30 protein-coding genes are annotated in these 23826 nt (G+C 67.5%); 10 read left to right on the top strand and 20 right to left on the bottom strand.

Features of this window, described 5'->3' with window-relative positions; genetic code table 11:
• Positions 1–113 precede the first annotated feature (113 nt).
• The 4 genes from CPY97_RS05305 to rpsO all read right to left on the bottom strand — a co-directional run bounded on the left by CPY97_RS05305 (position 114) and on the right by rpsO (position 2350).
• On the bottom strand, positions 114–638 hold the full coding sequence (locus CPY97_RS05305) for a hypothetical protein (protein WP_096421098.1): 525 nt from the start codon (positions 636–638) through the stop codon (positions 114–116).
• On the bottom strand, positions 635–1312 hold the full coding sequence (locus tag CPY97_RS05300) for a hypothetical protein (RefSeq protein WP_150129201.1): 678 nt from the start codon (positions 1310–1312) through the stop codon (positions 635–637). Before CPY97_RS05300 ends, CPY97_RS05305 begins: the two co-directional genes overlap by 4 nt.
• Before the next feature lie 54 nt (positions 1313–1366).
• On the bottom strand, positions 1367–1984 hold the full coding sequence (locus CPY97_RS05295) for a Pr6Pr family membrane protein (protein WP_096421096.1): 618 nt from the start codon (positions 1982–1984) through the stop codon (positions 1367–1369).
• 96 nt (positions 1985–2080) lie between these two features.
• A complete protein-coding gene (gene rpsO, locus CPY97_RS05290) occupies positions 2081–2350 on the bottom strand; it encodes a 30S ribosomal protein S15 (protein ID WP_096421095.1) in 270 nt (89 codons plus the stop codon).
• Positions 2351–2503: 153 nt separating this feature from the next.
• Between rpsO and CPY97_RS05285 the strand changes: the two genes are divergently transcribed.
• Both CPY97_RS05285 and CPY97_RS05280 read left to right on the top strand, forming a co-directional pair.
• The gene (locus CPY97_RS05285) at positions 2504–3688 is read left to right on the top strand and encodes a MarP family serine protease (protein ID WP_096421094.1); all 1185 of its coding nucleotides are present in this window, start codon (positions 2504–2506) and stop codon (positions 3686–3688) included.
• A 100-nt stretch (positions 3689–3788) separates the two neighbouring features.
• On the top strand, positions 3789–4211 hold the full coding sequence (locus CPY97_RS05280; protein ID WP_096421093.1) for a pyridoxamine 5'-phosphate oxidase family protein: 423 nt from the start codon (positions 3789–3791) through the stop codon (positions 4209–4211).
• 54 nt (positions 4212–4265) lie between these two features.
• Here the strand turns inward: CPY97_RS05280 and CPY97_RS05275 are convergent, their stop codons facing one another.
• The 8 genes from CPY97_RS05275 to CPY97_RS05245 all read right to left on the bottom strand — a co-directional run bounded on the left by CPY97_RS05275 (position 4266) and on the right by CPY97_RS05245 (position 10169).
• Positions 4266–4925, bottom strand: a complete 660-nt coding sequence (locus tag CPY97_RS05275; protein ID WP_096421092.1) for a hypothetical protein — start codon at positions 4923–4925, stop codon at positions 4266–4268.
• A gap of 30 nt (positions 4926–4955) precedes the next feature.
• Entirely contained in the window at positions 4956–5753 is a 798-nt protein-coding gene (locus tag CPY97_RS05270; protein ID WP_096421091.1) for an anti-sigma factor, read from the bottom strand.
• The gene (locus CPY97_RS05265; RefSeq protein WP_331716224.1) at positions 5737–6135 is read right to left on the bottom strand and encodes an RNA polymerase sigma factor; all 399 of its coding nucleotides are present in this window, start codon (positions 6133–6135) and stop codon (positions 5737–5739) included. The genes CPY97_RS05270 and CPY97_RS05265 overlap by 17 nt, the downstream gene beginning before the upstream one ends.
• Positions 6136–6360 (bottom strand): hypothetical protein, encoded by a 225-nt coding sequence (locus tag CPY97_RS13840; RefSeq protein WP_331716223.1) that lies wholly within the window; start codon positions 6358–6360, stop codon positions 6136–6138.
• A gap of 17 nt (positions 6361–6377) precedes the next feature.
• Positions 6378–7022: a class F sortase gene (locus CPY97_RS05260; protein ID WP_096421090.1), complete on the bottom strand. Its 645-nt coding sequence runs from the start codon at positions 7020–7022 to the stop codon at positions 6378–6380.
• A 37-nt stretch (positions 7023–7059) separates the two neighbouring features.
• A complete protein-coding gene (locus CPY97_RS05255) occupies positions 7060–7854 on the bottom strand; it encodes a DUF4397 domain-containing protein (protein WP_231924052.1) in 795 nt (264 codons plus the stop codon).
• 175 nt (positions 7855–8029) lie between these two features.
• Positions 8030–8425 carry a DUF4190 domain-containing protein gene (locus CPY97_RS05250; RefSeq protein WP_150129200.1) on the bottom strand — a complete coding sequence of 132 codons (396 nt, stop codon included), beginning with the start codon at positions 8423–8425 and terminating at the stop codon, positions 8030–8032.
• A 496-nt stretch (positions 8426–8921) separates the two neighbouring features.
• Positions 8922–10169 (bottom strand): PrsW family intramembrane metalloprotease, encoded by a 1248-nt coding sequence (locus tag CPY97_RS05245; protein WP_231924051.1) that lies wholly within the window; start codon positions 10167–10169, stop codon positions 8922–8924.
• A 119-nt stretch (positions 10170–10288) separates the two neighbouring features.
• Here CPY97_RS05245 and CPY97_RS13550 point away from each other — a divergent pair, with 119 nt between their 5' ends.
• Positions 10289–10450: a hypothetical protein gene (locus CPY97_RS13550; protein WP_173826864.1), complete on the top strand. Its 162-nt coding sequence runs from the start codon at positions 10289–10291 to the stop codon at positions 10448–10450.
• 21 nt (positions 10451–10471) lie between these two features.
• Here the strand turns inward: CPY97_RS13550 and CPY97_RS05240 are convergent, their stop codons facing one another.
• Positions 10472–11935 (bottom strand): aspartate ammonia-lyase, encoded by a 1464-nt coding sequence (locus CPY97_RS05240; RefSeq protein ID WP_419866119.1) that lies wholly within the window; start codon positions 11933–11935, stop codon positions 10472–10474.
• A 184-nt stretch (positions 11936–12119) separates the two neighbouring features.
• Between CPY97_RS05240 and CPY97_RS05235 the strand changes: the two genes are divergently transcribed.
• On the top strand, positions 12120–12836 hold the full coding sequence (locus tag CPY97_RS05235) for a DedA family protein (RefSeq protein ID WP_231924050.1): 717 nt from the start codon (positions 12120–12122) through the stop codon (positions 12834–12836).
• A 36-nt stretch (positions 12837–12872) separates the two neighbouring features.
• Here the strand turns inward: CPY97_RS05235 and CPY97_RS05230 are convergent, their stop codons facing one another.
• From CPY97_RS05230 to CPY97_RS05210, 5 genes are all read right to left on the bottom strand, one after another.
• Positions 12873–13799 (bottom strand): ABC transporter substrate-binding protein, encoded by a 927-nt coding sequence (locus tag CPY97_RS05230; protein WP_096421087.1) that lies wholly within the window; start codon positions 13797–13799, stop codon positions 12873–12875.
• Positions 13799–14557: an ABC transporter permease gene (locus CPY97_RS05225; protein WP_096421086.1), complete on the bottom strand. Its 759-nt coding sequence runs from the start codon at positions 14555–14557 to the stop codon at positions 13799–13801. Before CPY97_RS05225 ends, CPY97_RS05230 begins: the two co-directional genes overlap by 1 nt.
• Positions 14554–15258 (bottom strand): ABC transporter permease, encoded by a 705-nt coding sequence (locus CPY97_RS05220; RefSeq protein WP_096421085.1) that lies wholly within the window; start codon positions 15256–15258, stop codon positions 14554–14556. Before CPY97_RS05220 ends, CPY97_RS05225 begins: the two co-directional genes overlap by 4 nt.
• A complete protein-coding gene (locus tag CPY97_RS05215; RefSeq protein ID WP_096423388.1) occupies positions 15255–16079 on the bottom strand; it encodes an ABC transporter ATP-binding protein in 825 nt (274 codons plus the stop codon). The genes CPY97_RS05220 and CPY97_RS05215 overlap by 4 nt, the downstream gene beginning before the upstream one ends.
• A gap of 210 nt (positions 16080–16289) precedes the next feature.
• Complete coding sequence (locus tag CPY97_RS05210) at positions 16290–16931, bottom strand: TetR/AcrR family transcriptional regulator (RefSeq protein ID WP_096421084.1); 642 nt, start codon at positions 16929–16931, stop codon at positions 16290–16292.
• A 300-nt stretch (positions 16932–17231) separates the two neighbouring features.
• Here CPY97_RS05210 and CPY97_RS05205 point away from each other — a divergent pair, with 300 nt between their 5' ends.
• From CPY97_RS05205 to CPY97_RS05195, 3 genes are read left to right on the top strand one after another with little or no spacing between them, the layout of a single operon-like run.
• On the top strand, positions 17232–18158 hold the full coding sequence (locus CPY97_RS05205; protein WP_331716222.1) for an App1 family protein: 927 nt from the start codon (positions 17232–17234) through the stop codon (positions 18156–18158).
• 52 nt (positions 18159–18210) lie between these two features.
• Positions 18211–19746 carry a sensor histidine kinase gene (locus CPY97_RS05200; protein ID WP_096421082.1) on the top strand — a complete coding sequence of 512 codons (1536 nt, stop codon included), beginning with the start codon at positions 18211–18213 and terminating at the stop codon, positions 19744–19746.
• Positions 19743–20405 (top strand): response regulator transcription factor, encoded by a 663-nt coding sequence (locus tag CPY97_RS05195; protein ID WP_096421081.1) that lies wholly within the window; start codon positions 19743–19745, stop codon positions 20403–20405. Before CPY97_RS05200 ends, CPY97_RS05195 begins: the two co-directional genes overlap by 4 nt.
• 6 nt (positions 20406–20411) lie before the next feature.
• Here the strand turns inward: CPY97_RS05195 and CPY97_RS05190 are convergent, their stop codons facing one another.
• The gene (locus CPY97_RS05190) at positions 20412–20795 is read right to left on the bottom strand and encodes a hypothetical protein (protein WP_150129199.1); all 384 of its coding nucleotides are present in this window, start codon (positions 20793–20795) and stop codon (positions 20412–20414) included.
• A gap of 70 nt (positions 20796–20865) precedes the next feature.
• On the bottom strand, positions 20866–22098 hold the full coding sequence (locus tag CPY97_RS05185) for a phosphotransferase family protein (protein ID WP_096421079.1): 1233 nt from the start codon (positions 22096–22098) through the stop codon (positions 20866–20868).
• Positions 22099–22293: 195 nt separating this feature from the next.
• Here CPY97_RS05185 and CPY97_RS05180 point away from each other — a divergent pair, with 195 nt between their 5' ends.
• From CPY97_RS05180 to CPY97_RS05170, 3 genes are read left to right on the top strand one after another with little or no spacing between them, the layout of a single operon-like run.
• Positions 22294–22551, top strand: a complete 258-nt coding sequence (locus CPY97_RS05180; RefSeq protein WP_096421078.1) for a hypothetical protein — start codon at positions 22294–22296, stop codon at positions 22549–22551.
• Positions 22552–22610: 59 nt separating this feature from the next.
• A complete protein-coding gene (locus CPY97_RS05175; protein WP_096421077.1) occupies positions 22611–22976 on the top strand; it encodes a rhodanese-like domain-containing protein in 366 nt (121 codons plus the stop codon).
• A gap of 9 nt (positions 22977–22985) precedes the next feature.
• Positions 22986–23822 carry a UbiA family prenyltransferase gene (locus CPY97_RS05170; protein ID WP_096421076.1) on the top strand — a complete coding sequence of 279 codons (837 nt, stop codon included), beginning with the start codon at positions 22986–22988 and terminating at the stop codon, positions 23820–23822.
• The last annotated feature ends 4 nt before the right edge of the window (positions 23823–23826 follow it).

Raw genomic sequence — 23826 nt, 5'->3', positions numbered from 1 at the left:
GAGAACGGGAGAACTCCACCGGTGACCAGCTTCGAGCCGGCCTGCTGCGCACGGTATTCATTTGTCGACGCAATCGCGCCGAGAGCCAGGCTATCAGGGGCGTGCCTGGCCGCCTAGTATCGCGGCCCAGCCGGCCGGTCGCGCGTCACGGGCGGCGGATCCGGCGGGGCGGGCGGCGCGCCGTCACGGTCGACCACCGCGAGAGCTACGCGTCCGGCAAACAGTTCGACGCACACGGGATCAAGGCGGGGATGCACGCGCACGATGGGCCCGCCGTGATCGGTCATCCAGATGACGGGGCGCCGGCTTTCCGGGTCGAGCCAGCGACCGAACGCGAGGTGCTCGTGAAAAGGCACGACGGAAGCCCCAAACGGGTCACGCACGACGACGGCGGTGCCGTCCGAGCGCAGACTCGTGCGCAGACGCACGGTCACAATCGCCAGCGCGGCGACCATGAGGAGGAACGCGGCGATCACGAGGACGCGGGTCACGATCGCGATGGTTCCGTCCACCACCCCCGCGATGACGAGAGCAGAGCCCGTGAGAACCACGACCAGTGACCACGCGAGACGGTCGGCCCAGGGTCGCACGCCGGCGCGCACGACCGTCACGGGTCGACGCGGCTCGTCGTCGTTCACGGCGCCGCCGCCCGACTGCCCTCTGGGCTCTCGATCGCGGCGACCAGCACGTCGAGGGGCGCGGGGCACCGCACGGCCGCGCGAAGGCGGTCGGCCGGATCGATGATCGCGGCGTAGGCGTCGAACGCGTCGTCGGTCCGCCACCCGTCACCGAACTCGGTACGCGACGGCAGCGGCGGGACGGGATGCCCGTCGGCGAGCAGGCACGGCAGCAGCGTGTCGCGGGTGTATGCGAAGGCCCACGGCGCTTCGACCTGGCGAACACCTTCGTCGATGCGGGTGCGCACGGGGTACCGGGCGTAGCAGCGGTACGTGGCGACGTCGATTTCGAAGTTCTCGCGGGGGCCCGAGACCTGCACGCCGCTGAAGTCGAGCCGCTCGCCACCGTCGGCCGTGCCGACGCCCGGAAAGCCGAACGTCGAGATACAGCGGGCGACTGCCGGACCCCACTCGCTCGCCGTGACGAGGCGCACGATCGACTCCTCGGGCAGGATCACCGGCCCCCAGGTGTTGCGCAAGAAGCCCGCGACCCGGGTGAGGGTCTCATCGTGCAGCTCGAGCACCGCGCGATCGCGTTCCGTCAGCAGCACGTCGAGCCCGGCCACGGGCCGCTCACCGGCGGGCGCGCACGATGCTACGCCGGCTACGACACCGGCAGCGAGTCGGCGACGCATGGGCACAGCGTGGCACTGTGGGCCGCATGCGGGCTGGGAGCCGCCGACGGGCCGTCAGCGCGGGGCGAGCATCCGATCGCGAATGGCGCCGATGACGGCGACGAACGCGCCGACCGTGAGAAAGGCGACCAACACGATCGCGAGGCTGCCGACAAGACCCGCGTAGCCGCCCTGAGCGCCCGGGTCGACGAAATCGTAGGGGTACCGGTCGACGATGGCGCCCCGGGCGAGGGTTGCCGCCAGAAAGACCACCGGGAACACGAGACCGATGAGCGGGGTGAGCAGCGTCACGCGCGTCCGCGACCGCACCGTCACCCACTCGACGAGGGCGAGTGCGGGAAAGACGACGTGCAGGAGGGTGTTGACCAGCTCGCCGCTCGGGCCGGCCGCGCCGCCGAGCAGGGTCGCGTGCAATACGGCGGCGACGAGCAACCCCGTGAGCGCCATCGCGCGGAGGTGCACCGCTCCCCGGAGTTCGCGACCCATCGACGCACCGAGCAACATCAGGATGCTTGCGGCCAGGACGCTCAGGATGGTGAACTGCCCGAGATAGTCCCCCACATCGAGGCCCCCCGTCGCGCGAATCGTCAACGCGACGTCGCAGGCGATGATCGCGAGCCCGCCGGTGCCAAGCGCGCCGCGCGCGGCGCGGGTGAGCGAAGCGCGAGTCACACGCTCATCGTGGCAGACAACGCCCGAAAACCACGAAGGCCACCACCCGACCATTCGGGGGCGGCCTTCGCAGAAGAAGTTCGCGGTGTCGATCGACTAGCGGCGCAGCCCCAGCCGCTCGATCAGCGAGCGGTAACGCTCGATGTCGATGTCGGCCAGGTAGCCCAGCAGACGGCGACGCTGGCCCACGAGCAGAAGCAGTCCACGACGCGAGTGGTGGTCGTGCTTGTGCTGCTTGAGGTGCTCGGTCAGCTCCTTGATGCGGTGCGTCAAGATCGCGACCTGGACCTCAGGGGATCCGGTGTCACCGGGGTGGGTTGCGTACTCGTCGATGATCGCCTTCTTGGCGGTAGTGTCCAGGGCCATAGAGGGACCCCCTTCTCTGCTCGTTGCGCGGCGCACACAGCCGGATGCTGTAGCTCTCTTTGTCCGCGGCCGTTCTGACGGCAACCGCACAAGAATACCAGCAGCGTGCGCCAAGCGACGACCTGACAGAATCGGCGCCGGGAGGGAGACCCGGTGCCACTTGTCATCGTGCTGGACGTGCTGCTCGTCATCGCCATCATCGGCGGTCTCATCCGGGGCGCTCGTGCGGGATTCTTCTACACGCTGGGTGCCGTCATCGGAGCCGTTGCCGGGGCGATCGCCGCGGTGTTCCTCGTGCCGCTTGTGAGCGGATGGATACCGGACCCCACGTGGCGGCCCCTCGCCACCCTCGGGGCGCTGCTGCTGTTGATCACGGCGGGCCTGAGCATCGGCGAAGTCATCGGCCACGCGCTCCGCCGCGGCGTCGCGAAAGGGCTCAGGCCGCTCGACCGCCTGGCCGGCTTCGCCGCCGGAGGCGTCGTCGCGGTGCTCGTGATCTCGCTCGCGGGGTCCACGGTGACGGCCCTCGGCATCCCGGTGGTTTCGTCGACGACGGCGAACTCGACCGTGCTGCGCACGATCGACCGCTTCACCCCCGACCCCGTCGCCCGGGCCATCGCGGTACTCCGCGGCGCGGTTGTCGACGAGGGCATCCCCCGCATCGCCGAAGCGCTGGGCGGGACCGTCGCTGGTCCCGCTGAGCCGCCCGTCATCGACGCTGGCAGCCCCGAGCTGACGCGCGCTGCCCAGTCGGTTGCCCGCGTCACCGGCTCGGCCTACGCGTGCGGGCAGGTGCAGTCCGGTACTGCATTCGTCATCGCCGACGATCGCCTGCTCACCAACGCCCACGTCGTCGCCGGAGTCGATATTCCCCTCGTCGAATTGCCGGGCATCGGCACGCGTGAGGGCCGCATCGTCTATTTCGACGGGCAGCAAGACATCGCAGTCATCGCCGTCGACGGCCTCCCGGCGCGGGCCCTACCGGTGGCTCCGAGCCTCGAGCAGGGTGATGTGGGGGCTGTGCAGGGGTACCCGTTTGGCGGCCGGTTCCGCTCCGACGGCGCTGAGGTGCTCGCCGTCGGCAGCATCGACGCCGAATCGATCGACGGCTCGTCGCGCGCGCCGCGCGACACCTACACGTTGGCCGCCACCGTGAACCCCGGCAACTCGGGCGGGCCGGTGCTCAGCCTCGAGGGCGCCGTGGTGGGCATGGTGTTCGCCAAGGCGCAGCTGCGCGACGACATCGGCTACGCCCACACGATGGCGGAACTCACCCCCGTGATCGCTCAGGCTCCCGAGCTTTCCGCCCCGGTCGACAGCGGCGCCTGCCAGCGCTGAGCGGCCCTGCACGCCTCCCCCCGAGGTCAGGACCTTCGACCCTGGCCCGCGGTGCTGGCCGCGCAGCACCATGGGGACACCGCGAGGACTGGAGGCCGTCATGGACATCGGAAGCGGGGCCGTCACCATGCTGACGCCCGACGAATGCTGGGAACTGCTGGGGCAGGAGACGCTCGGCCGTATCGCGGTGAGCGCCGCCGGCGTCGTCGACATTTTCCCCGTCAACTACGTGGTCGATGGGCACACGCTGCTCTTTCGCACCGCGCCCGGCACAAAGTTGCTCGAGCTCGCTATCAACGATCGGGTCGCCTTCGAGGTCGACGGTCATACGGATGATCAGGCCTGGAGCATCGTCGTAAAGGGCCGAGCCGAACGTGTCGAGCGGCAGAGTGAGATCGACGCCGCGGACGAGCTCGGGCTTGAACCGTGGATTCCCACGCTCAAGTACCGCTGGGTGCGCATCCACCCCGACGAGGTCACTGGGCGCAGCTTCACGCGTTCCCCCGAACCCGCGCGGTACTGACGTGTGCGCGGGAGCATGCGCACAGTGCCCCGGGAGGGCCCGCTCGGCGGAGGATCAGGCGTTGATGCAGTACGGGCACGCCGCGCCGACCGCCCACGGTTCTTGCGGCGCCATCCTCTGGCCAGGGTTTCCGGCGACGACCGCAAAATCGGGCACAGCCTCGGTCACCACTGAGCCCGGGGCGATGTAGGCACCCTCTCCCACTCGCAGTCCGTCCATGACGATGGCCCCGGCGCCGATCGCGGCGCGGGGCGCGATCAGCGAGCGGGCCCCGATCACGGCGCCCGGCCCGATGGATGCGCCCATCCCGATCACGGCGGATTCACCGATCGCAGCGAGCCGATTGACGTTGGCCGCGCAGTCGATGCGGGTGTTCGCGCCGACAACCGCTCCGGCATTGATGAAGGCCATGTGCCCCACCACCGCCGTGGACGGCATCGTGGCTGTCGGGTCGGCGATCCACACCGGGTTCGAGAATCCGAGCGAATACGCCGCATGGAGCGCCCGGAAACGGTGCTGAGCGGAGGCGACACCGACGATCGTTCCCCTGTCGAGGTCAGAGGGGACGGGGTCGTAGTGCAGGCCGGGGAGGGTTACGTCGGCGCTGCCGACGTTATCGATCGTCGTGACGCCCAGGCCGAGTCGGCGGGCACTCTCGACGATCTCCCACGCGTACGGGCTCGCCACACCCACGATGGCAACGGTTTCCGGCATGCGGCCAGCCTAGAGCCGCGCGAACGCGCGTCAGGACTCGAGCGCGCCGCGCACGATCGAGTCGCCGGAGTGCGACGGATCGCCGTCGAGCGGCTCAGCGCTGATGTCGACCACCGAGTAGCGGTCGAGGTCGACCTCAGCGGGGATGACGAACTCACCGCGCGCGTCACCGAGCAGGCCGAGGCTGATGAGACCGTCGACCTCGGGCGTGAGCAGCCAGACTTCCTGCACCGCCCCGCTCACGGGTGGGGCGTCGAGTGCGATGCGAACCACTCGCTCACCGTTCGCATGCTCGATGATCTCTGCGGACCCGACGGCGCCCTGCCAGGCGGGGAGGGCATCCAAGCTGGCTGAGGCCACGATCGTTCCGGTGTCGCGCGGCGTCAGCGCCTGCCAGCCGAGGGCCACACCCGTGATCAGCGCCGCCGCAGCGGCCGCGGCAGTGAGCGGCGCGACGAAGCGACGGAGCCCGCGGCGTTCGCGGGCGTCACGGAGCGAGGCGACCGGCGCGGGCGCCACCGTCGCGTCGCTAGCCACGGGAGGCGCCTCGATCGGCGGCTTCGGGTTAGAAACTGGCGTTCCCAGGGGGTCGCTGCGCAGCGCGTCGCCGAACCCGACCTGGCGGTGGACGTTTTGCCAGACGTGCGCAGGGGGCCGGTGCAGTTCGGACTCGCCGAGCGTCGACCGCGCAACAGAAACGGTGGCAGCCATGCGGGCGAGCTCATGCTGGCAGCGTCCGCATGCCCGCAGGTGGGCGTCGGCGTCGGCCTCGAGCGCTTCGCCGAGTGCTCCGAGGGCGAGCGCGCCGGTGTCACAGTGCTGCTCCATGACTCACCTCCAATCGGCTGCGTAGCCGGGTCAGGCTTCTCTTGATGTGGGATTTGACGGTGCCGATCGGCATGTTGAGCCGCTCAGCGATCTGCGTGTGGGTCAGGTCGTCGAAAAAGGCGAGCCTCACGACGGCCTGAGGTTCGGGCTCAAGTTTCGCCAACTCGTCGGCGATCAGCAGGCGCTCGGCGAGGCCCGCCTCCGCGGCCGGGGGCGGATCGTCGAGGGTCACGGCACTCACCTGGTCGGCAATCGCCCGCTCTCGCGCCCTCGCGGCGTGGGTGTCGGCGATCGTGTTGCGAGTGATTCCGACGAGCCACGCCGGAACCGCTGCCCGCTCGGGGTCGTACCTCTCGCGCCCCTGCCATGCACTGACGAACACCTACTGGGTGACGTCTTCCGCATCGGATGCGTCGCCGAGCGACCGCAGCGCCAGCGAGTAGACCAGGGATGACCACTCGCGGTACGCATCGGCGAGCGCTCGCTCATCTCCGGCGCTGAGGCGCCGGCCGATGTCGGTTGCGTCGTCGATTGCGGTCGTCACGAGCGGGCGGGCCTCCTTCGGCGCCGGATGCACGGGACGGTATGCCCCGCCGGTCGCGGTCATGCTAGCGGGTGAACCCGTCACGACACCTTTTCCGCGGTGACTATGTAGTTGTCTGAGTATGACTGGGCGTTGACGTCGAAACTTCCCCCGCAGGTGGTCAGCACGAGGTGGGGCTGCCCCGCCCTCGTGAACACCCTGTCAACCGGCACTTCAGCTTTTGGGATCCTCTCAACGCTGATAACGCGGTACACGTGCGATTCTCCGGCCGCGTCACGCACGGTAACTTCGGCACCGATCTCCGCATCTCTGAGAGCAGCAAAAGGCCCGACGCCTTGAATCGGCATGTCGACGTGAGCGGAAATGACGGTAGCACCACGGTCGCTCGCGGGCGCGGAACCCTCGCGATACCAGCCCGCGGTGTAGATGCTCTCGGGGATGATCAGCAGGTTGTCCGAGTCAACCCCCACGTCGGTGACCTCCATGTCGATCCCCAGGGAGGGGAAGACCACCCGCGTCGGTGCCAGAGCGAGCACGCTGTCGACGTCTCGAGCGATGGGAATATCGATCGGCGAAATGCCCAGACTCTGACGATCGGCACCCACCTCTGCCTGCTCGACGTGCGACTCGACGTCCTCGATCACGGCCGCGGCCGTCTCGTTGGCATCGGCTGACGCACACGCGCCAAGCAGCAAGAGACTGGTGGCCGCCAAAGCGGTGGCCACCAGTCTCTTGCTCAAGGGATTACCTGCTGAAGTTTTCTTACTTGCTCGCAACGACTGTACGACGGGCGATGATACCCGCGCCAGCCAGAAGAGCGATGAGAAGGGCCGCTGCGCCACCAATAAGCCCAGAGTTGGCACCCTCGGCGACCAATCCGGCGCCACCGGCAGGCGAGCCCGCCGGCTCACCAATGGTCTGAATGTAGAAAGTGGCTGTCGACGGGTCAGCGGAGAGGTCGCCCACCGCGTACACGATCGTGTTCACGCCGTTGCGAATCTCCACGTCCGCCGGACCAATCGCAGGCTCGTCCGAGCCCGCAGCGGCAACGAACGCCGAGTAAGTTCCCACAGGCACGTCGACATCGCCGTCGCCACCGTTCTCCACACCCTGGAAGCCAGTCAAGGCGTCATCCAGGAAAACGTCAACGGCAGGAGCAGCAGCCGTGTGACGGACGCTCAAGCGGCCCTCGCCTTCCGCGATCTCTGACGTGTCGTTCACGAACGGAGTCAGAACGGGCGTTCCGTCCGCGTCCAAGTGGGCCACAATCGAAATGCTCAGGCCGGCGGCAGGCACCGTCTCGACCTCGTCGATCGCCGCTGCACTCAGGTCGGTCTCGCCCGCAGCGACGACCTGGATCTGGTAGTCGCCGGCGGGCAACTCAACCGGACCCGCCACGTCGCGGGGCTCGAAGTTCTGAAGCAGACGCTCACCGTCAACATAAACATCGACCGTCAGGCCAGGGATACCGTGGACGACATAGATGTCTGATGTGTCGTGGTTGTCGGCGACGGCGGGTGCCGCGAGGCCGACCGTGGCGAGAGCGGCAACGCCCACGCCCGCGAGAGTTCGGTTACGCGTAGTTCCTCCTACTGTGGTTCCCCGGGGGGGACGATTCCCCAGACTTCGGGGGTCAGGCGGAATTGCCTTCACTAGTCACTTCCGCGCAAACCCGGCCGTTGGATGCGGGTTTGGCTGGCAGGTAGCCGGTATAAAGCTGACTGCTACCTGGTCACGCGAAAAACGGGGCGATTGCGGTGGTGCTGACAACGAGCCCCGCAAGCCAGAGCACCAGGTTGATCGAACCCAGCGTGATACCAGCAACGGCCAGGCCCCGCCCCCTCGTATAACCGTTTGCTGTCTCGCGGATGCCCCGGCTACCGGTGATTCCGCAGACCGTGAGTAACGCGGCGTTGACGACGAAAACGAGCGTGAGCATCCCAAGCACCATCGCGAGCGATCCGGCGCCAGCCGCGAGCTGCGCGCCGGCCTGCGAGGCCACCAGATTGCCGATCACCGACGTCGCAAAGGGCGCAAGGCCCGTGACGAAGGCCCAGGTTGCTGCAGCACTGCGTTCGGGAGGGAGCCGGTGGGAGGTGCGCTGACGGGGTGCACGCTCGTCGACCACGACGGCGGGGGGTACCGGCTCGGCGACGCCCTCACGCTCGAGCTGTTGCACAACGACCGTGTCCGGCGCCGCGTCTCGCGCGAGACCCGGCGCGGACGACGCCGGCGGTGACGCAACGGTGGGTGGGACCGCTGCCGACGGCGGGGGCGCACTGGGCGGCGCTGAGAAGGGCGCACCGCACTGCGTGCAGAAGCGAACGCCGTGACGGAGGACAGCACGACAGGTCGTGCAGTTCTTCATGCGCCACTCCCCCTCTCGAAGCGTTCACCGACCGTAGTGTCATCGGCTGACCACGGACAGCTCCCACGCTAGCGACGCGGCCGCTGCGTGCGCGTGCCCCCGTCATGGGGTCAACCTCGCAGGAGAATACCCCTTGACGCGGCCACGAACTCGGCGCACTATGGAAGAAGTTCAACTCGCCGCCCAGGAGCGCCGGAGGCATCGCCCCGCCACTGGGCGGCGAGTCTGTTAACGACCATCATTGAGGGCGCTGCCCCTATTGCGTGCGCACTCCGGGCGCGGCGAGCGCGTGCCGGGCACTCGTCACCCGCCGCAGCAGCTCTGCTTCGTCGAGCTGCGCGCCGATCTGATCGCGGCCGCCGATGATCCGTTGGCGCGCATACGCGAGAAGTGTCGCGTCACGGATGAAGGCGCGCATCGTCGACCCGAGCCCCACACCGCGGGCCCACCGTTCCGCTGTGCGACGGCCGCGTTTGCTCGTGAGCATCGCGACTTCCTGCGGATGGAACCACCCCACGGCCGCGTACTCGGCGAGCCGCTCGCCAATGATCCGCCCCTCCTGCCTACGGAGCAACGACACGATTGCCACCGCGATCACGAACATCGGCACCTGAACCAGCAAGTAGTAGCCGTAGAAGTCGCCGACGAAAAACAGCGCCCCGTTCCAAAAAGCGTGCAGAGCGATGGCGGGCACGAGACCGACCCCGAACGCGAACACGGGGAAGCGAGCGCCTCGACGCGCGGCGAACCCGAGTGCGAGGCCGATCGCTGCCGTGAACATCACATGGGCGAACGGTGACATGAGCCCGCGGACGAAGAACGTTTGCCCCAGCGCACCGCCATCGACGAAGGCGACCCCGAAGTAAAGGATGTTCTCGGTGAACGCGAACCCGCCGGCGACGACGGCTGCGTACACGATTCCGTCAACGGGCCCGTCAAAGCGGCGGCGCACCGCGAGGAACAGGATGAAGACGCCGAGCCCCTTCGCCACCTCTTCGACGATCGGCGCCTGAACGGCGGCACCCAGGAACTCCGCGCTCGCCCCGGGACCACCGGCAGCAGCCACGATCGACTGGATCTCGGCGTCGACAGCCAGCGCAATGAACACGCTCGCCCCCGCACCCCACAGGAAGGCAAACGTCAGGGCGAGTCGCGGCTCGGGTTCCCAGCGATCAATCCAGCGCACGCCCCAGACCACGATCCCCAACGGCACGAGCGCCAGAATCGCCGCCACGATCACACTCGTCGCGCCGAGTCCGCTGACGAGGTACACCACCACGAATAACGAGACCAGCCCGAGCAGGGTGAACCCGAGCACGGCGAGCAACACGCGGCCCGCGCCGGGCCCTCGACCCCTCGTGACCGCAGCGGAACGGGATCCGGGGCCGGGGCCGACCGAGGTGGCCGTCTCGGCTCGAATCTCGGTGGGGGCGTCGCTCAGTGGCGATACCACCCGGTGCACGCCGGTGGCCGTGTAGTCGGGTGTCCGCGAGTAATCCGTCACGATGCTGAGGCTAGCGGGCGGCGCCGACGGGAACGTACGCTAACGGGCCTGGCCGAACCGCGCGCATCCGACGAGAATGGATGCGCGACCGACCGCGCGACCAACGGAGGGAACCGATCATGGACCGCGAGTACGAGCCGAACCTGGAAGACGAGCGCGTCGTTGACGTCGATGATGCGGCCGAGACCGAGCTGCCGCCCCCCACTCTGGATCCCGAGGAGCGCGTCGAGCCGGAACCCGACCCCGACATCGCCCTCGATGACGAGCGCCCGGCCGGATAGGCCGGACGCTCCTCGAAACCGTCAGTCTTCCGGCGGCACCATGGGCGGCAGCGTGATCACGCCGGTCGCCGGCACCACTCCGGACAGCCGGCCAGGCGAGAGCACCTTCTGCACCAGTTCGGCCTCCATGAGACCGCGCTCGATGACGAGCTCACGCACCGAACCCCCACCCGCAAGCGCCTCGTAGGCGAGGGCGGCCGCCGTCTTGTAGCCGATGTACGGGGTCAGCGCGGTGACCACTCCAACGCTGGATTCGACCATTCGTTCAAGACGTTCGGTGTTGGCGGTGATGCCGTCGACACAGTTCAGGCGCAGCGTCCGGCAGGCGTTCGTCATCCACGCCAGCGACTGCATGATGCTGGAGGTGATGACCGGCTCGAATGCATTGAGCTGCAACTGCCCCGCCTCCGCGGCGGCCGTCACCGTCGCGTCGGCGCCGATGATCGAGAACGCCACCTGATTGACGACCTCGGGAATGACCGGATTGACCTTGCCGGGCATGATCGACGACCCCGCCTGACGCGGCGGAAGGTTGATCTCACCGAGGCCCGCCTGCGGGCCGGACGAGAGCAGACGCAGGTCGTTGCAGATCTTCGACAGCTTGACGGCGGCCCGCTTGAGCGTGCCGGACAGTGTCATGAAGATGCCCGTGTCGCTCGTCGCCTCGATGAGGTCAGGTGCCGTCTCCATCTCGTAGCCGGCGATCTCGCTGAGGTACCGGCGCACAAGCTCGGCGTACCGCGGGTCCGCCGTGATTCCTGTACCGATCGCGGTTGCACCGAGGTTGATCTCGTTCAACCACGGAATGACCTCGCTCAATCGGTCGACGTCCTCCTGCAGGGTCGTGGCGAAGCCGCGGAACTCCTGGCCGAGTGTCATGGGCACGGCATCTTGCAACTGCGTGCGCCCGACCTTCAAGATCTCGGAGAACTCGCGCCCCTTCGCCCGGAACGACTCGATCAGCAACCGGTGCTCATCGAGCAGTCGCGCGAGGCTGAACACCATCGCGAGCTTGATCGCGGTCGGATAGACGTCGTTCGTCGACTGGCTGCGGTTCACGTCGTCGAGCGGGCTCAGGTGTTCGTACTGCCCCTTGTCATAGCCGAGAAGCTCAAGGGCACGGTTCGCGATGATCTCGTTCGCGCACATGTTTGTGCTCGTGCCGGCGCCGCCCTGCAGCACGCCGAGCACGAACTGCTCGTGCAGTGAGCCGTCGATGATCTCTTGGCAGGCGCGATCGATGATGTCCGCCTTGTCGGCGCTCAGCGTGCCGATGTCGCGGTTCGCGCGTGCCGCCGCCTGCTTGACCATCGCGAGAGCGATGACGAGGTTCGGGTGGTTCGAGAGTGCTCGCCGCGTGATCGGGAAGTTCTCGAGAGCGCGGGCGGTGTGGATGCCCCAATACGCGTCGGCGGGAACCGGCATCTCCCCGAGAGAGTCACTCTCGGTGCGCATGCGGCGCGGGGCGTCGGGATCTTCGTTCATCCCAGGGCGGTAGATCGGAACCCCGTCGTCGCTCGTGGTGAAGCTCGGGCCGGGGCCAGTTGTGCGCACCATGGCGTGTGCGTGCCTTCCTTTTGGGGTCCGACATCGGTGGCGGTGGCATGCCCACTCTAGCGCTGAGCCGAGACCCAGCGGAGACGGAGACCCTGTCGCTAGGCTCGGCCGTGTGAACGAGGTGCTCGACGGCTTTCTCGACTGGGTCGCTGCCGTCGATCCCGTGTTGAGAACCACACTCGCCGGCATTCTCATCATGCTCGAGACGACGGTGCTGTTGGGCCTGATCGTGCCGGGCGACACGGTCGTCCTCGTGGCGAGCGCTGGTGTCGAAGCGCCGGTCGAGTACTTTTCTCTCGTCGCCGTTATCATCGCGGGCAGCTTGACCGGTGCGTCGCTCGGCTTCCTCATCGGGCGCCACTTCGGTCCCTGGCTCCGTCGCTCACGTCTGGGGCGGCGCATTGGCGAGAAGAATTGGGAGCGCGCCGAAGACTTTCTCGATCACCGCGGCGGCATCGCAGTCTTCGTTTCACGGTTCCTGCCCGTTCTGCACTCGCTGACGCCACTCGTGGTCGGCATGAGCCACCTGCGCTACCGCACGTTCATGCTGTGGCTCACCCCTGCGTGCATCATCTGGGCGTTCGCGTATGTGTCCGTCGGGTCAGCCGCAGCCGAGGGGTACCGTGCCGCGGCCGGCACCATCGACGGCGCGGCGTACTACTTCGTCGGCGCAATTCTCGGCTTCTGGCTTTTGGTCTATGCGATCAAGAGAATCCTTGACCGGTACGTCAGTCGCATCACGGCGCATCGCCGGGAGCTCCGTGCGATGGAAGCGAGCGAGGGGCGAGGGGCCGATGGCGACCACGCAGAAACGGGGCGAGGCGACTAACGCCCCGCCCCGTTCATTCGGGATGCCCGTTTCCGGCTAGATCAGGCCGTTTTCGGTCAGCCACTGGGTCGCGATCACCGCGGGCGACTGCTCGTCGGTGGTCGACTGGACATTCATCGCAACGAGGCCCTCCGGCGTCAGCGCCGCACTCACCGCGTTGATGACGTCAATTGCCTCCTGCGGAAGGTCGGCGCTCGCGAGCGGCACGACGTTCGAGGCGAGGAACAGTCCCTCGGGGTCTTCCAGGGTCACGAGATCGTTCTCACCGATACGGGGATCGGCGCTAAACACGTTGGCGACGTTCACGACGCCCTGCAGCAGTGCGTCGACGGTCGCGTCACCGGTGGCGTCGAACGATACCTCGACGCCGTAGACATCGGCGAGACCCGTGGGTCCGTACGGACGCTCTTCGAGCTCGGGGTTGCCGCCGAGGATCAGACCCTCGACGCCCGCCAAGTCGGCGATCGTCACCAGGTTGTTCTCGGCCGCGAACTCGGCGGTGACGTTGTAGCTGTCCTGGTCGGTCGCGCTCGACTGGTCGAGCACCTGTAGGCCGTCCGGCAGGGCGCCCTGCAGCTCGGCATAGACCTCGTCTGACTGGGTCGCTTCGGTGTCGGGCACGTAGTACTGCAGCAGGTTTCCGGTGTACTCGGGGAAGAGGTCGACCTCGCCCGACTCCAGTGCCGGAATGTAGGCGTCGCGCTGGCCGATGTTGAACTGGCGGTTGACCTCGAAGCCGACGTTCTCGAGGGCCTGCGCGTAGATCTCGGCGATGATCTCGTTCGAGTAGTACGCCTGCGAACCGACGGTGATCGACTCGCTCGTGCCCGGCTCGGCGGGCTCGGTGGTCGGGTCTGGTGTCTCGTCGAGCGGGTCGCCCGTTGCACACCCTGCGAGGGCCAATGACACCCCAGCCGCGGCCGCGACGAGCGCGAACCGGCCCTTGTTCCTTGCTGTGAACATCACACACTCTTTTCTTTCTCGGTGGAGGCGGGGGTTGCCCCGCCGGCCGCGCGTCGCCGGGTCGACGACGTGCGGTGGTCCCGGTTTCGGCCGACGCGGACGCCGGCGGGAGTCGCGTACCGCTCGAGCAGCGCAAAGATCGCGTCGAGCAGCAGCGCGAGGACGATGATGAGGATCGACGCACCCAGCATCTGATCGAACCGGTTGATCTGGATGCCCTGCACGATCGGGTAGCCGAGGGTCGCGTTCCGCACAAAGCCCACAAGCACCACGGTCGCCACGACCTGCAGCACCGCGTTGCGCAGCCCGCCCCACAGGAGGGGAAGGCCGAGCGGGATCTCGATGCGTGCGACGATCTGACGCTCCGTCATCCCCATCGAGCGAGCAGCGTCGATCACGCGACGATCGATGGCCTCAAACCCCGCATACGCGCCCGCCAAGATCGGTGGGATGGCGAGCAACGCGAGCACGATCACGACGGAGCTGTCTCGGTTGGCGACGCCACCGATCATCACGAACAGGAAGAGCAACCCGAATGAGGGCAACGCCCGCGCCGCACCGGTCGTGGCGACGGCGATGTCGCGACCGCGGCCCGTGTGCCCGATATACCAGCCGAGCGGGATCGCTATGGCGCTCGCGAGAATCATCGCGAGGGCGGTGTACCAGAGGTGCTCTCCGATGAACTGGGGGATCGAGTTACGCCCCTCCCAGTTGCCGGGGTTGAGAATCCACGCGAAGGCGTCGGCGAAGAGGTTCACGACACCGCCTCCGGCATCTTGCGCGCCGTCATGAATGCGCGCGTCACTCCAGACCGTTCAGAGCGGCTCGATGCTCGAGTCCAGGGCATGAGAGCCCGGCCGATGACCACGAGCACCCGATCGAGGACGAGTGCGATAACGACGGTCACCACCACCCCGGTGAGTACCGACACGATGATTCCGCGCTGGTAGCCGTTCGTGAACAGGTAGCCTAATGTGTCGATTCCGATTGCGGCGCCGATGGTGAGCAGGCTCACGGTGCTCACGGCGACGACACGCAGCCCCGCGAGGACCACCGGCCCAGCAAGGGGGAAGTCCACCGCCCAAAACCGCCGAAACGATGAGTAACCGATGGCGGTTGCCGCCTGCTTGACGTCCGGGTCGACGCTGCCCAGCGCATCCGCGACCGATCGAGACATGATCGCGACGGCGTAGATGGTGAGCGCGATCACGACGTTCGCTTCGCTGAGGAAGGGCGTACCGATGATGGCGGGCAACAGGACGAAGAGCGCGAGCGATGGGATCGTGTAGAGCAGACCGACGAGCGTCAGGATGAGTCCGCGCGTCAGGCGGTAGCGGTAGGCGACCCACCCAAGCGGGATCGACAGCACGAAGCCCAGCACGATGGGGATCGCACTGAGCCGCAAATGCTCACCGGTCAAGCGACCAATAAGCTCGACGTTATCGAGCAGCCAGGTCACGCCGCGCCCGGCTCCGTGAGGCGCCCCGCGAGATTTCCGTCACCGTCGATGACGACGCGCTCGCCGTCAACATCCCGGATGCTGAGGGCGCGCTTGCCGCGATCGGCTCCGATGAACGAGGCAACGAAGTCACTCGCCGGGTTGGCGAGGATCTCTTCGGGCGTGCCCTTCTGGGCGATTCGCGCGCCCTTTTCGAGGATCACGACCTGATCGCCAAGCAGAAAGGCCTCGTCAATGTCGTGAGTGACAAAGACCACGGTCTTGCCCAGCTCTCGCTGGAGGCGAAGGAGTTCCTGCTGAAGTTCGGCGCGCACGATCGGATCGACCGCCCCGAACGGCTCATCCATGAGCAAGATGTTCGGGTCGACCGCGAGGCCACGCGCGACACCGACCCGCTGCTGCTGGCCACCCGACAGCTGGGCCGGGTACCGCTCGGCCATCGCCCGGTCGAGCCCGACCGTGTCCATCAGTTCTAGAGCCCGTGCGCGAGCATCCTTCTTCGGAACCCCCGTCAGTCGCGGAACGGTGGTGATGTTGTCGATGACCGTGCGGTGCGGCAGGAGGCCGGAGTTTTGCATCACATAGCCGATACGGCGCCGCAGTCGCACGGGCTCGATGCTCGACACGTTCTCGTCGTCGATGAGCAGTTCCCCGCCGGTCGCGTCGACCATGCGGTTGATCATCCGCAACAGAGTCGTCTTGCCGCAGCCCGACGAGCCAACAAACACGGTGGTCTTGTGGGACGGGATGACGAGGCTGAAGTCATCGACCGCGCGGGTGCCGTCGGGGAACACTTTTTCGATAGACCGGAACTCGATCATGCGCTGTGTCTCCTCGGGACGGGCGGTCGTGCGCGCACCGAGCACACGCCCAGCACGCTCCCAGTCAAGCAGGAAGCGTGATGGTCTGCGGGGACTTTTTGCTCGATTCCGAGCGGCTTGTCAGACGATTGAGGTCGTCATTTCAGCCCCCGAAACGGCGATGGGTCCCGAGCGATACTCGCTCGGGGCCCATCGGTCGTCGGATGGGCGCTACAGCTTGCCGTCGATGACTGCGTCGAGCACGCGGCTGGCCTCGGCGAGGAGCGCCTTGTCGCCATCGCGGTTGCGCGCGAAGGCTCGGGCCACGAAGGCGTCGATCAGCTCGTACGCCGTGGCAACCGCGCCGCGCAACTCTGCCGAGTCGCGAACACCAAAACGAGCGATAAACGCATCGGTGATCATGGAGGCCACTGCCCCGTTGGCGGTTTCCGCCGACACCGGCGGCCGGAGGTCGAGCACGTCGCCGACACGGATCGACGGGTAGCCGGGCTCGCGGCGGAACATGTCGGCCACCGCGGTCAACACGCCATGCATGGCCGCAGCGGGCGTCGCGTGACGCTCGGGAACGAGCTCGTCCGCCAGGCGCGATGCGAGGCGCTCCGAGTTACGCGCGGCGAGCGCCTGCAAGACGGCGATGCGGTCGGGGAAGTAGCGGTACACAGTGCCGATGGAGGCACCGGCGCGGTCAGCGACCATCGCGGTTGTGAGGCGCTCGTAGCCGATCTCATCAATGACCGCCGCGGCGGCATCGAGCAGAGCGGCGAGGCGGGCAGTGCTGCGAGCCTGGACGGGTTCGTTGCGAATCAACGCCGACCCGGCCAAGAGGCTCGAAGAGAGTTCGAGGTTCGACACGTGAGCAGTCCTTTCGACGACCGTGCCTCATGGTAGCCCCTTTAGTGAGGCGAATACGATAACATTCTGGTGCGTGTCGGAAACCTTTTGTTTCCTCTAATGAACATACCCGTCTGGGTATACCGAGGGGTCGGGGCTTTCTCGTCTCCCTCCCACCTCTGCAAGACTGGTGCAGTGACGGACGAGGAGACACCCGACACTCCGATACCCGACCGTCCCTGGGCGCGCCGGGCTGCGCGGCTCGAAGATTCCTTTCACAGCTGGCGAGAACGCCGAGCGCGCCGCCGCGGGCTCTCCCCCGTGATCATTCCCTATCGCGGGTATGGCACCGATCGATGGGTTCGCGTGCTGTGCCGCGTGCTGTTGACGAAGCCGAAGCGCGATGCGCGATCAGCGCGAGCGCGCATCCGAGGGTGGCGCAGTTTCGTCAGCATTCCCGTCGCGCACGCCGTGGTCACGGTCACCGTGGGCGGCGTCCAGGTATCGGTGCGCGCCGACCGAGGAGGCGTCGTCGACGTCGATCTGCCCCTCGAGGTCGGATTCACCCCGGGCGAGCACACGATCTCCCTGCAGGTCGAGGATGGAGAACCGGTCGACGCCCCGATCGACATCATCGACCCGGATGCACGCATCGGGCTCCTGTCGGATATCGACGACACCGTGATGGTCACCTCCCTCCCCCGACCATTCCTCGCCGCATGGAACACCTTCATCTTGGACGAACGAGCGCGCCGCCCCGTCCCGGGAATGGCCGTGCTGTACGAGCGAATCGTTTCCGCGCATCCGGGTCTCCCCGTCATATACCTCTCGACCGGCGCCTGGAACGTGGCGCCGACGCTCGAGCGGTTCATGGGGCGACACCTCTACCCGACGGGAACCCTGCTCTTGACCGACTGGGGCCCCACAGCGGACCGGCTCATTCGTAGCGGGCGCGAACACAAACGCTCGAGCCTCGAGCGACTCGCCACTGAGTTTCCCGACGTTCGATGGATCCTCGTGGGCGATGACGGCCAACACGACGAGGAGCTCTACCAGGCGTTCGTCGACTCACACCCGCACAATGTCGAAGCGGTGGCGATTCGCCAGCTGTCCACGCCCGAGGCCGTCTTCGCCGGCGGACGGCGCAACGCCGACGTCCCCCACCGCGGAGCCCCGTGGGTTCAAGCACCCAACGGCGCCGAACTGGCTGAGGCCATGACGACGATCGGCCTTCTGCCGCGGCGGTGATAGTCCTCTCATCTGAGGCCGATTCGCACAGTACGGCATCGATAATGGCGGGATGGCCGTGCTGACACCACCACGCTGGTCGGTGCGCTCACGCATTCTCGGGGTGATCCTCGTGATCACCGCACTCGGAATGAGCGTGGCGGGCGCGAGTGCCTACCTACTGCAGCGTGAACGCGTGCTCGACGTGATCGACGAAGAACTCTTCACCGCGGTCGAGTCAGCGCGGGCCATCGCAACGGGGCTTCCGCGCGAAGCGGCCGAGAGCGACGATTCCGACGCACCGGTGTCGCCCGATCCGGTGTCGGCCCCGACAAGCGTCGAGGACGCGATGCTCCGCATCATGCAGGGAATCATTCCGGGTCGCAGCGAAAGCAGTGTGGCGATCATCGACGGGGACCCCGTGTACATCCCTCCTGTCGACGTCGACTTCCAGATGTTCGACGATGACGCCTTCATGGAGCGGGTCTGGTCGGAGGCGCGGGGTGGCGTCGTCAGCATTGGCACGGCGTTCACCGAGGACGGCGCCATTCGCTACATCGCCGCACCTGTCACCATCGCCGACGACGAGGCCATCGGGGTGTACGTCACCGGCTATCAAATCCAGGGCGAGCTCGATGACATCGACAGCGCTTTCACGACGTACGCGATCATTGCCGGCATCACGCTGATCGCCATCGGCGTCGTCGGGTGGTTCGTCGCCGGACGCCTGCTCCGGCCCATCCGTGACGTGACGGCAGCCGCGTCGCGCATCACGGGCACCGATCTCAGCGAGCGCATCCCCGTGACAGGCCGCGACGACGTCTCTCGCCTCACCGAGACGATCAACGGGATGTTCGAACGACTTGACGAGTCCGCCACCGCCCAGCGACAGCTGCTCGACGATGTGCGCCACGAACTGAAGACACCGATCACGATCGTCCGCGGCCACCTGGAGCTGCTCGACCCGCGCTCACCGGACGAGGTCGACGCGACCCGTGCGCTCGCGATCGACGAACTCGACCGCATGAGCGAGCTCGTTAGCGACATCGACGTGCTCGCCCAGGCCTCGATGGCAACCATGCTCACCGAACCGACCGACGTCGCCGACCTGACCCAGCAGGTATTCGCCAAGGCCCGCGCGATTGCCGGCCATGAGTGGCGGCTCGACGGCGTCGCAGAGGCCGTTGCGCCGCTCGCGCCGTCGCGGATCACCCAGGCGTGGCTACAGCTGGCGGACAACGCCGCGAAATACTCGCCGGAAGGCACCGCCATCCGCATCGGCTCGAGCCTGTACGACAACGCCGTTGAGATGTGGGTCGCCGACGAGGGCCCGGGCATTCCGGAAGATGCCCAGAAGCGCATCTTCGAGCGGTTCGGCAGGGCCGACACAGGCCGGGGCATCGCGGGTTCGGGGTTGGGGCTGCCGATCGTGGCGGCGATCGCCCGCGGTCACGGCGGCTACGTCAGCCTCGACACCTCCACGAGTGGCTCACGCTTCGGCATCGTCGTTCCCCTTCCGTCGTCCTCCGCTGCCCCGCCGCCCGCCGCGGGCTCCCTGGACGAGGACGGCGAGCATCCCGATGTGACGACCGAGAAGGGACACCCATGACGAGCATCCTGATCGTGGAAGACGAGGAGCGTATTTCGACCTTCGTCGAAAAGGGACTCGCGGCCGCCGGCTACACGCCGACCGTCGTCGCATCGGGTCTGGACGCGGTCGACTACCTGATGACGGGAACGTTCGACCTGGTGCTGCTCGATGTCGGGCTTCCAGGGATCGACGGCTTCGAGGTTCTGAAGCGCGTGCGGGCGAGCGGCTCGACCGTGCCGATCATCATGCTCACGGCGCGGTCGAGTGTCGAAGACACCGTCGCGGGTCTCGACGGCGGAGCCAACGACTACCTGCCGAAGCCCTTCAAGTTCGACGAGTTGGTCGCTCGAGTTCGCCTGCGCCTGCGTGAATCGGGCCAGCAGACCACGGTCGAGCAGGTCCTGCAGCACGGCGACCTCAGCCTCAATTTGCGCACCCGCCGCATCACGGTCGGCGAGGTGAGCACGGACCTCTCCGCGCGCGAGTTCGGGTTAGCCGAGCAGTTCCTGCGACACCCCGACCAGGTGCTCTCGCGCGAGCAACTGCTGAGCCGGGTGTGGGGCTTCGATTTCGACCCCGGCTCGAACGTGGTCGACGTATACGTGCGCTACCTGCGCGGCAAGATCGGTGCCGACCGCATTGAAACGGTGCGCGGCATGGGCTATCGCCTGGTCTAGCGAGGATCAGTCGGGACTGTCGGGGCTGTCCGGGCTGTCGACACTGCCCGCGGGCGCGGGCGCGACCGGCTGCGGAGCCGGGGCGGGCGCCTGCTGAACGGTGGGTGCAGGAGCGGGCGCGGCGGAGGACGCCGGCGACGGCGTCGCAGGGCTTGGCGTGACGGCGGTCGGCGTCGGAGTCACCGTGGACTGCTGAACCCAGAAGCGCACGTCGCCTGTTCCGGTGAAAGCCTTCGCCTCGGAGGCGACCGTCGTGATCGGAGGAACATCTGTTGCCGTCGAGGCGTCGTAGAGCGGCATGGCGTTCGCCACGGTGAGAGCACCCGAAGCGAGCGCGCCCAATCCGAGGGCAGAAGCTGCCCCCGCCGCTATCCAACTCTTCTTGTCCATGCACTGATAGTCGCGACCGGACATGAGAGATCAAGGAAGCGCAGATGAGAGCTTTCTCATCTGCCGGAAATCACCAGATCGCTGACGTGAGAGGGCGATCGTCCGCAGACACCATCCGGTGTGCCCGCTCGATGAGCACGGCTGCGTCCGCAGAGCCGGCTGCTGACCGGGCGAGCGCGTGCCCGAGGAGTTGCACCGCGGCGATCGCGTGAGCGCGATCGGCCAACCCCGGCTCAGAGGAACGGAACCACCGGCGACGCCAGCCATCCGCGAGCACCGAGCAGCGCCGCGCTCGGATCGTCGCGCGCGATCCTCCGTCGTGCACCACCGTCGCGATGAGGTGCGCATAGAGGGCCGCAGCGTCATCGGCGGGGTCACCCCATCCCGAGGTGTCGATGTCGAGCACGCCCGTGATGGTCGTCGGCGCCGCCGGGTCGACAAGTAGTTGTGCAAGGTGCAGGTCGCCGTGGACGGTGCGCTCCGGGGGAGGCGTTCCGCCTGCCTTGTAGCGTCGAGAGATCGTGCGCGACGTCGTTTCGATGAGTCCATCGTGGTCGGGCAACTGCTCGATGAGCCGTTCCTCGTACCAATCGAGCCGCCTCACGAGCGACGCCCGCGCCGGTGCGGTCGAGGTGACGCTCGCGATCTGGGCGCCGAGGTGCTGAATCTCGTCGAGGAGCACATCGGGATTCGACACCCGGTCAAGGACACCGATGAGCTCAGAGCCGGCGAGCGCCTCCATGGCAACGAGCCCTTCCTCGCTCCACCCCAGAACGGCAGGCACGGGCACGCCCTCATTGCGCCAGTGGGTGTGCTTGGCTTGCAATGGTTCAGCGGTGGGCGGTCGCACGACCTTTAGGAAGTAGGAGGTCTGGGCCGTGTCTACTCGCACGACGGCGCGCTTGCCCGGACGATACGCCGCGAGGCTGACCCGAAGGTCATCGACGGGCAGTCCCAGACGTGCGAGCACGATCCCTGCAGCCTCGGCGTACACCGCAGTGCGTAGCGCGGGCAGTGCAGGGTCGGCGGGGTACACCCAGACATCGACGCGCTCCCCCGAGTCAGGCTGGGTCAGCGTCAGCACCCCAGGGCGCGTGGCGTCGGGCGGAGACGTCTCGACGAACACGGTGTGGTCGGCGAGTGCCCCCGACGAGTCGCGAAGGCTCACGCGATAGCCGTGCGTGAAGCCCGTGCCCGTGGGTTCGATCTGCAGAGCATGGGCAGCCATGACCTCCGACCCGAGTGAGGACGCGACGGCGTCGAGGACATCGCGGTGCAGTATCTCGGACGATCGATCGGTCACGAGTCCATCTTGGTGCGTTGTCGCCCGAAGTGGGGTCGCGAAATGCTGGCGAATGCACGATCACGAGCGGTATTCTGAGCGTGAGTCCGCTACCCAACGGACGGTCGCCACCCAGCGACACCAACCCGAGATACCCGCTCGAACCCGCCTGCGGTCCCCGCCGCAGCGTCGTTCCCGTACCCGACGAGGAACATCATGGTCTTCACCCTGATCGGCACCGCCGCCGCTTTGGTCGTGATCGGCGCCATCGTGATCACGCTCGAGCGGCACCAGAAGCTCACGGTCATCACGGGCGCGATCGTGGCCGTCTCCGCTGCCGCCATCGTGGTCGGGTCGGCGCTCGGTGCTGTCGCCGTTCTGCAGCCCGCCTCGGCGACGATCCCTGCACCCAAGTTCGTCAGCGAGAACAACCTGCCTGAGCGCATCGTCGACTTCCAACTTCCGACGATCTAGGGGCGAATACCCCCTGGGGTATCTGATAGGCTGTGCCCGCCATCAGATTGGAGCCCCCCATGCGCCGCCTACTCACCGTTCTCGCCGCCTCGATCGTCCTCGCCCTGGGCCTCGCCGCATGCGTGCCGGCGGCCGAGCCGATCGACGTGACCGCCGATACGGTCCTCATCGACGTGCGCACTCCGGCCGAGTTCGCGACCGGGCACCTCGATGGCGCGATCAACATCGACGTCCAGTCGGCCGATTTCGAGGATCGCATCGCGCAGCTCGACCCCTCGGGCGACTTTGTCGTGTACTGCCGCAGCGGCAACCGCTCAGGACAGGCCATCACGCGCATGGAGTCGCTGGGCTTCACCAACCTCGTCAACGGCGGCAGTGTCGCCTCCGCCTCGGCGTCGACCGGAATCGCGGTCGTCACGCCCTAACCTGGGGCCATGAGGTCGACCGCTCGCGCATTGCTCGCAGCGTGCCACCCCGGCCCAACCGCCGTCGTGACGGTCGTATCGACCGGACTCGCGTTCTCGGTCGCCCTGCCACTGAGCACCATCCTGCTGGTCGCTGCGACCATTCTCGCCAATCAACTGTCGATCGGCTGGTCGAACGACGCCATCGACGCCGCCCGCGACCGAGAGGTCGGCCGCCTCGACAAGCCCGTGGCGCGGGATGCCATATCCGCCCGCGCGCTGCTCGGCTGGGCGATCGCAGCAGGCGTCGTCGCGGTAGGCCTGTCTCTTCTGCTCGGGCCGGCGGCCGCTGTCGCGCACGCGCTGTTGCTCGGTGCCGGCTGGACATACAACCTCGGCCTCAAACGAACGGTCGCCGCGACCGCCTGCTACGCCATCGGGTTCGGGGCCCTACCGTCGGTGGTGACGCTCGCGAACGAACCGCCCGCCGTCGCCGCCCCCTGGGCAACCGCGGCCGGAGCGCTTCTCGGCATCGCCGCGCACTTCGCGAACGTCACACCCGACCGCGACGACGACCGGCGCCACCGCATGCGGGCGATCCCGCACCGTCTCGCGCCCCGCGCATCCATCGCGCTGGCGATCATGGCGCTCGCCATCGCGAGCGCCCTCGGCATCTACGGAGCGGCCGCCGCCGGCCCGATCGGGCTGATCAGCGCGATCGGGGCCGGCGTGGCGATGGCGTGCGTCGCCGCGGCGGGGATACTACTTGTGCGGGCACCCCAGTCACGCTGGCTGTTTCGCATCGTGATGCTCTCCGCCGTCTCCGCCGTCGTCACGCTGGTTGGAGCCGGCACCCTCAGCGGCTGAGCGG

The sequence above is a fragment of the Microcella alkaliphila genome, from assembly GCF_002355395.1.
GTDB lineage: Bacteria > Actinomycetota > Actinomycetes > Actinomycetales > Microbacteriaceae > Microcella > Microcella alkaliphila_A.
This window is presented reverse-complemented; position numbering and strand designations above follow the sequence as displayed.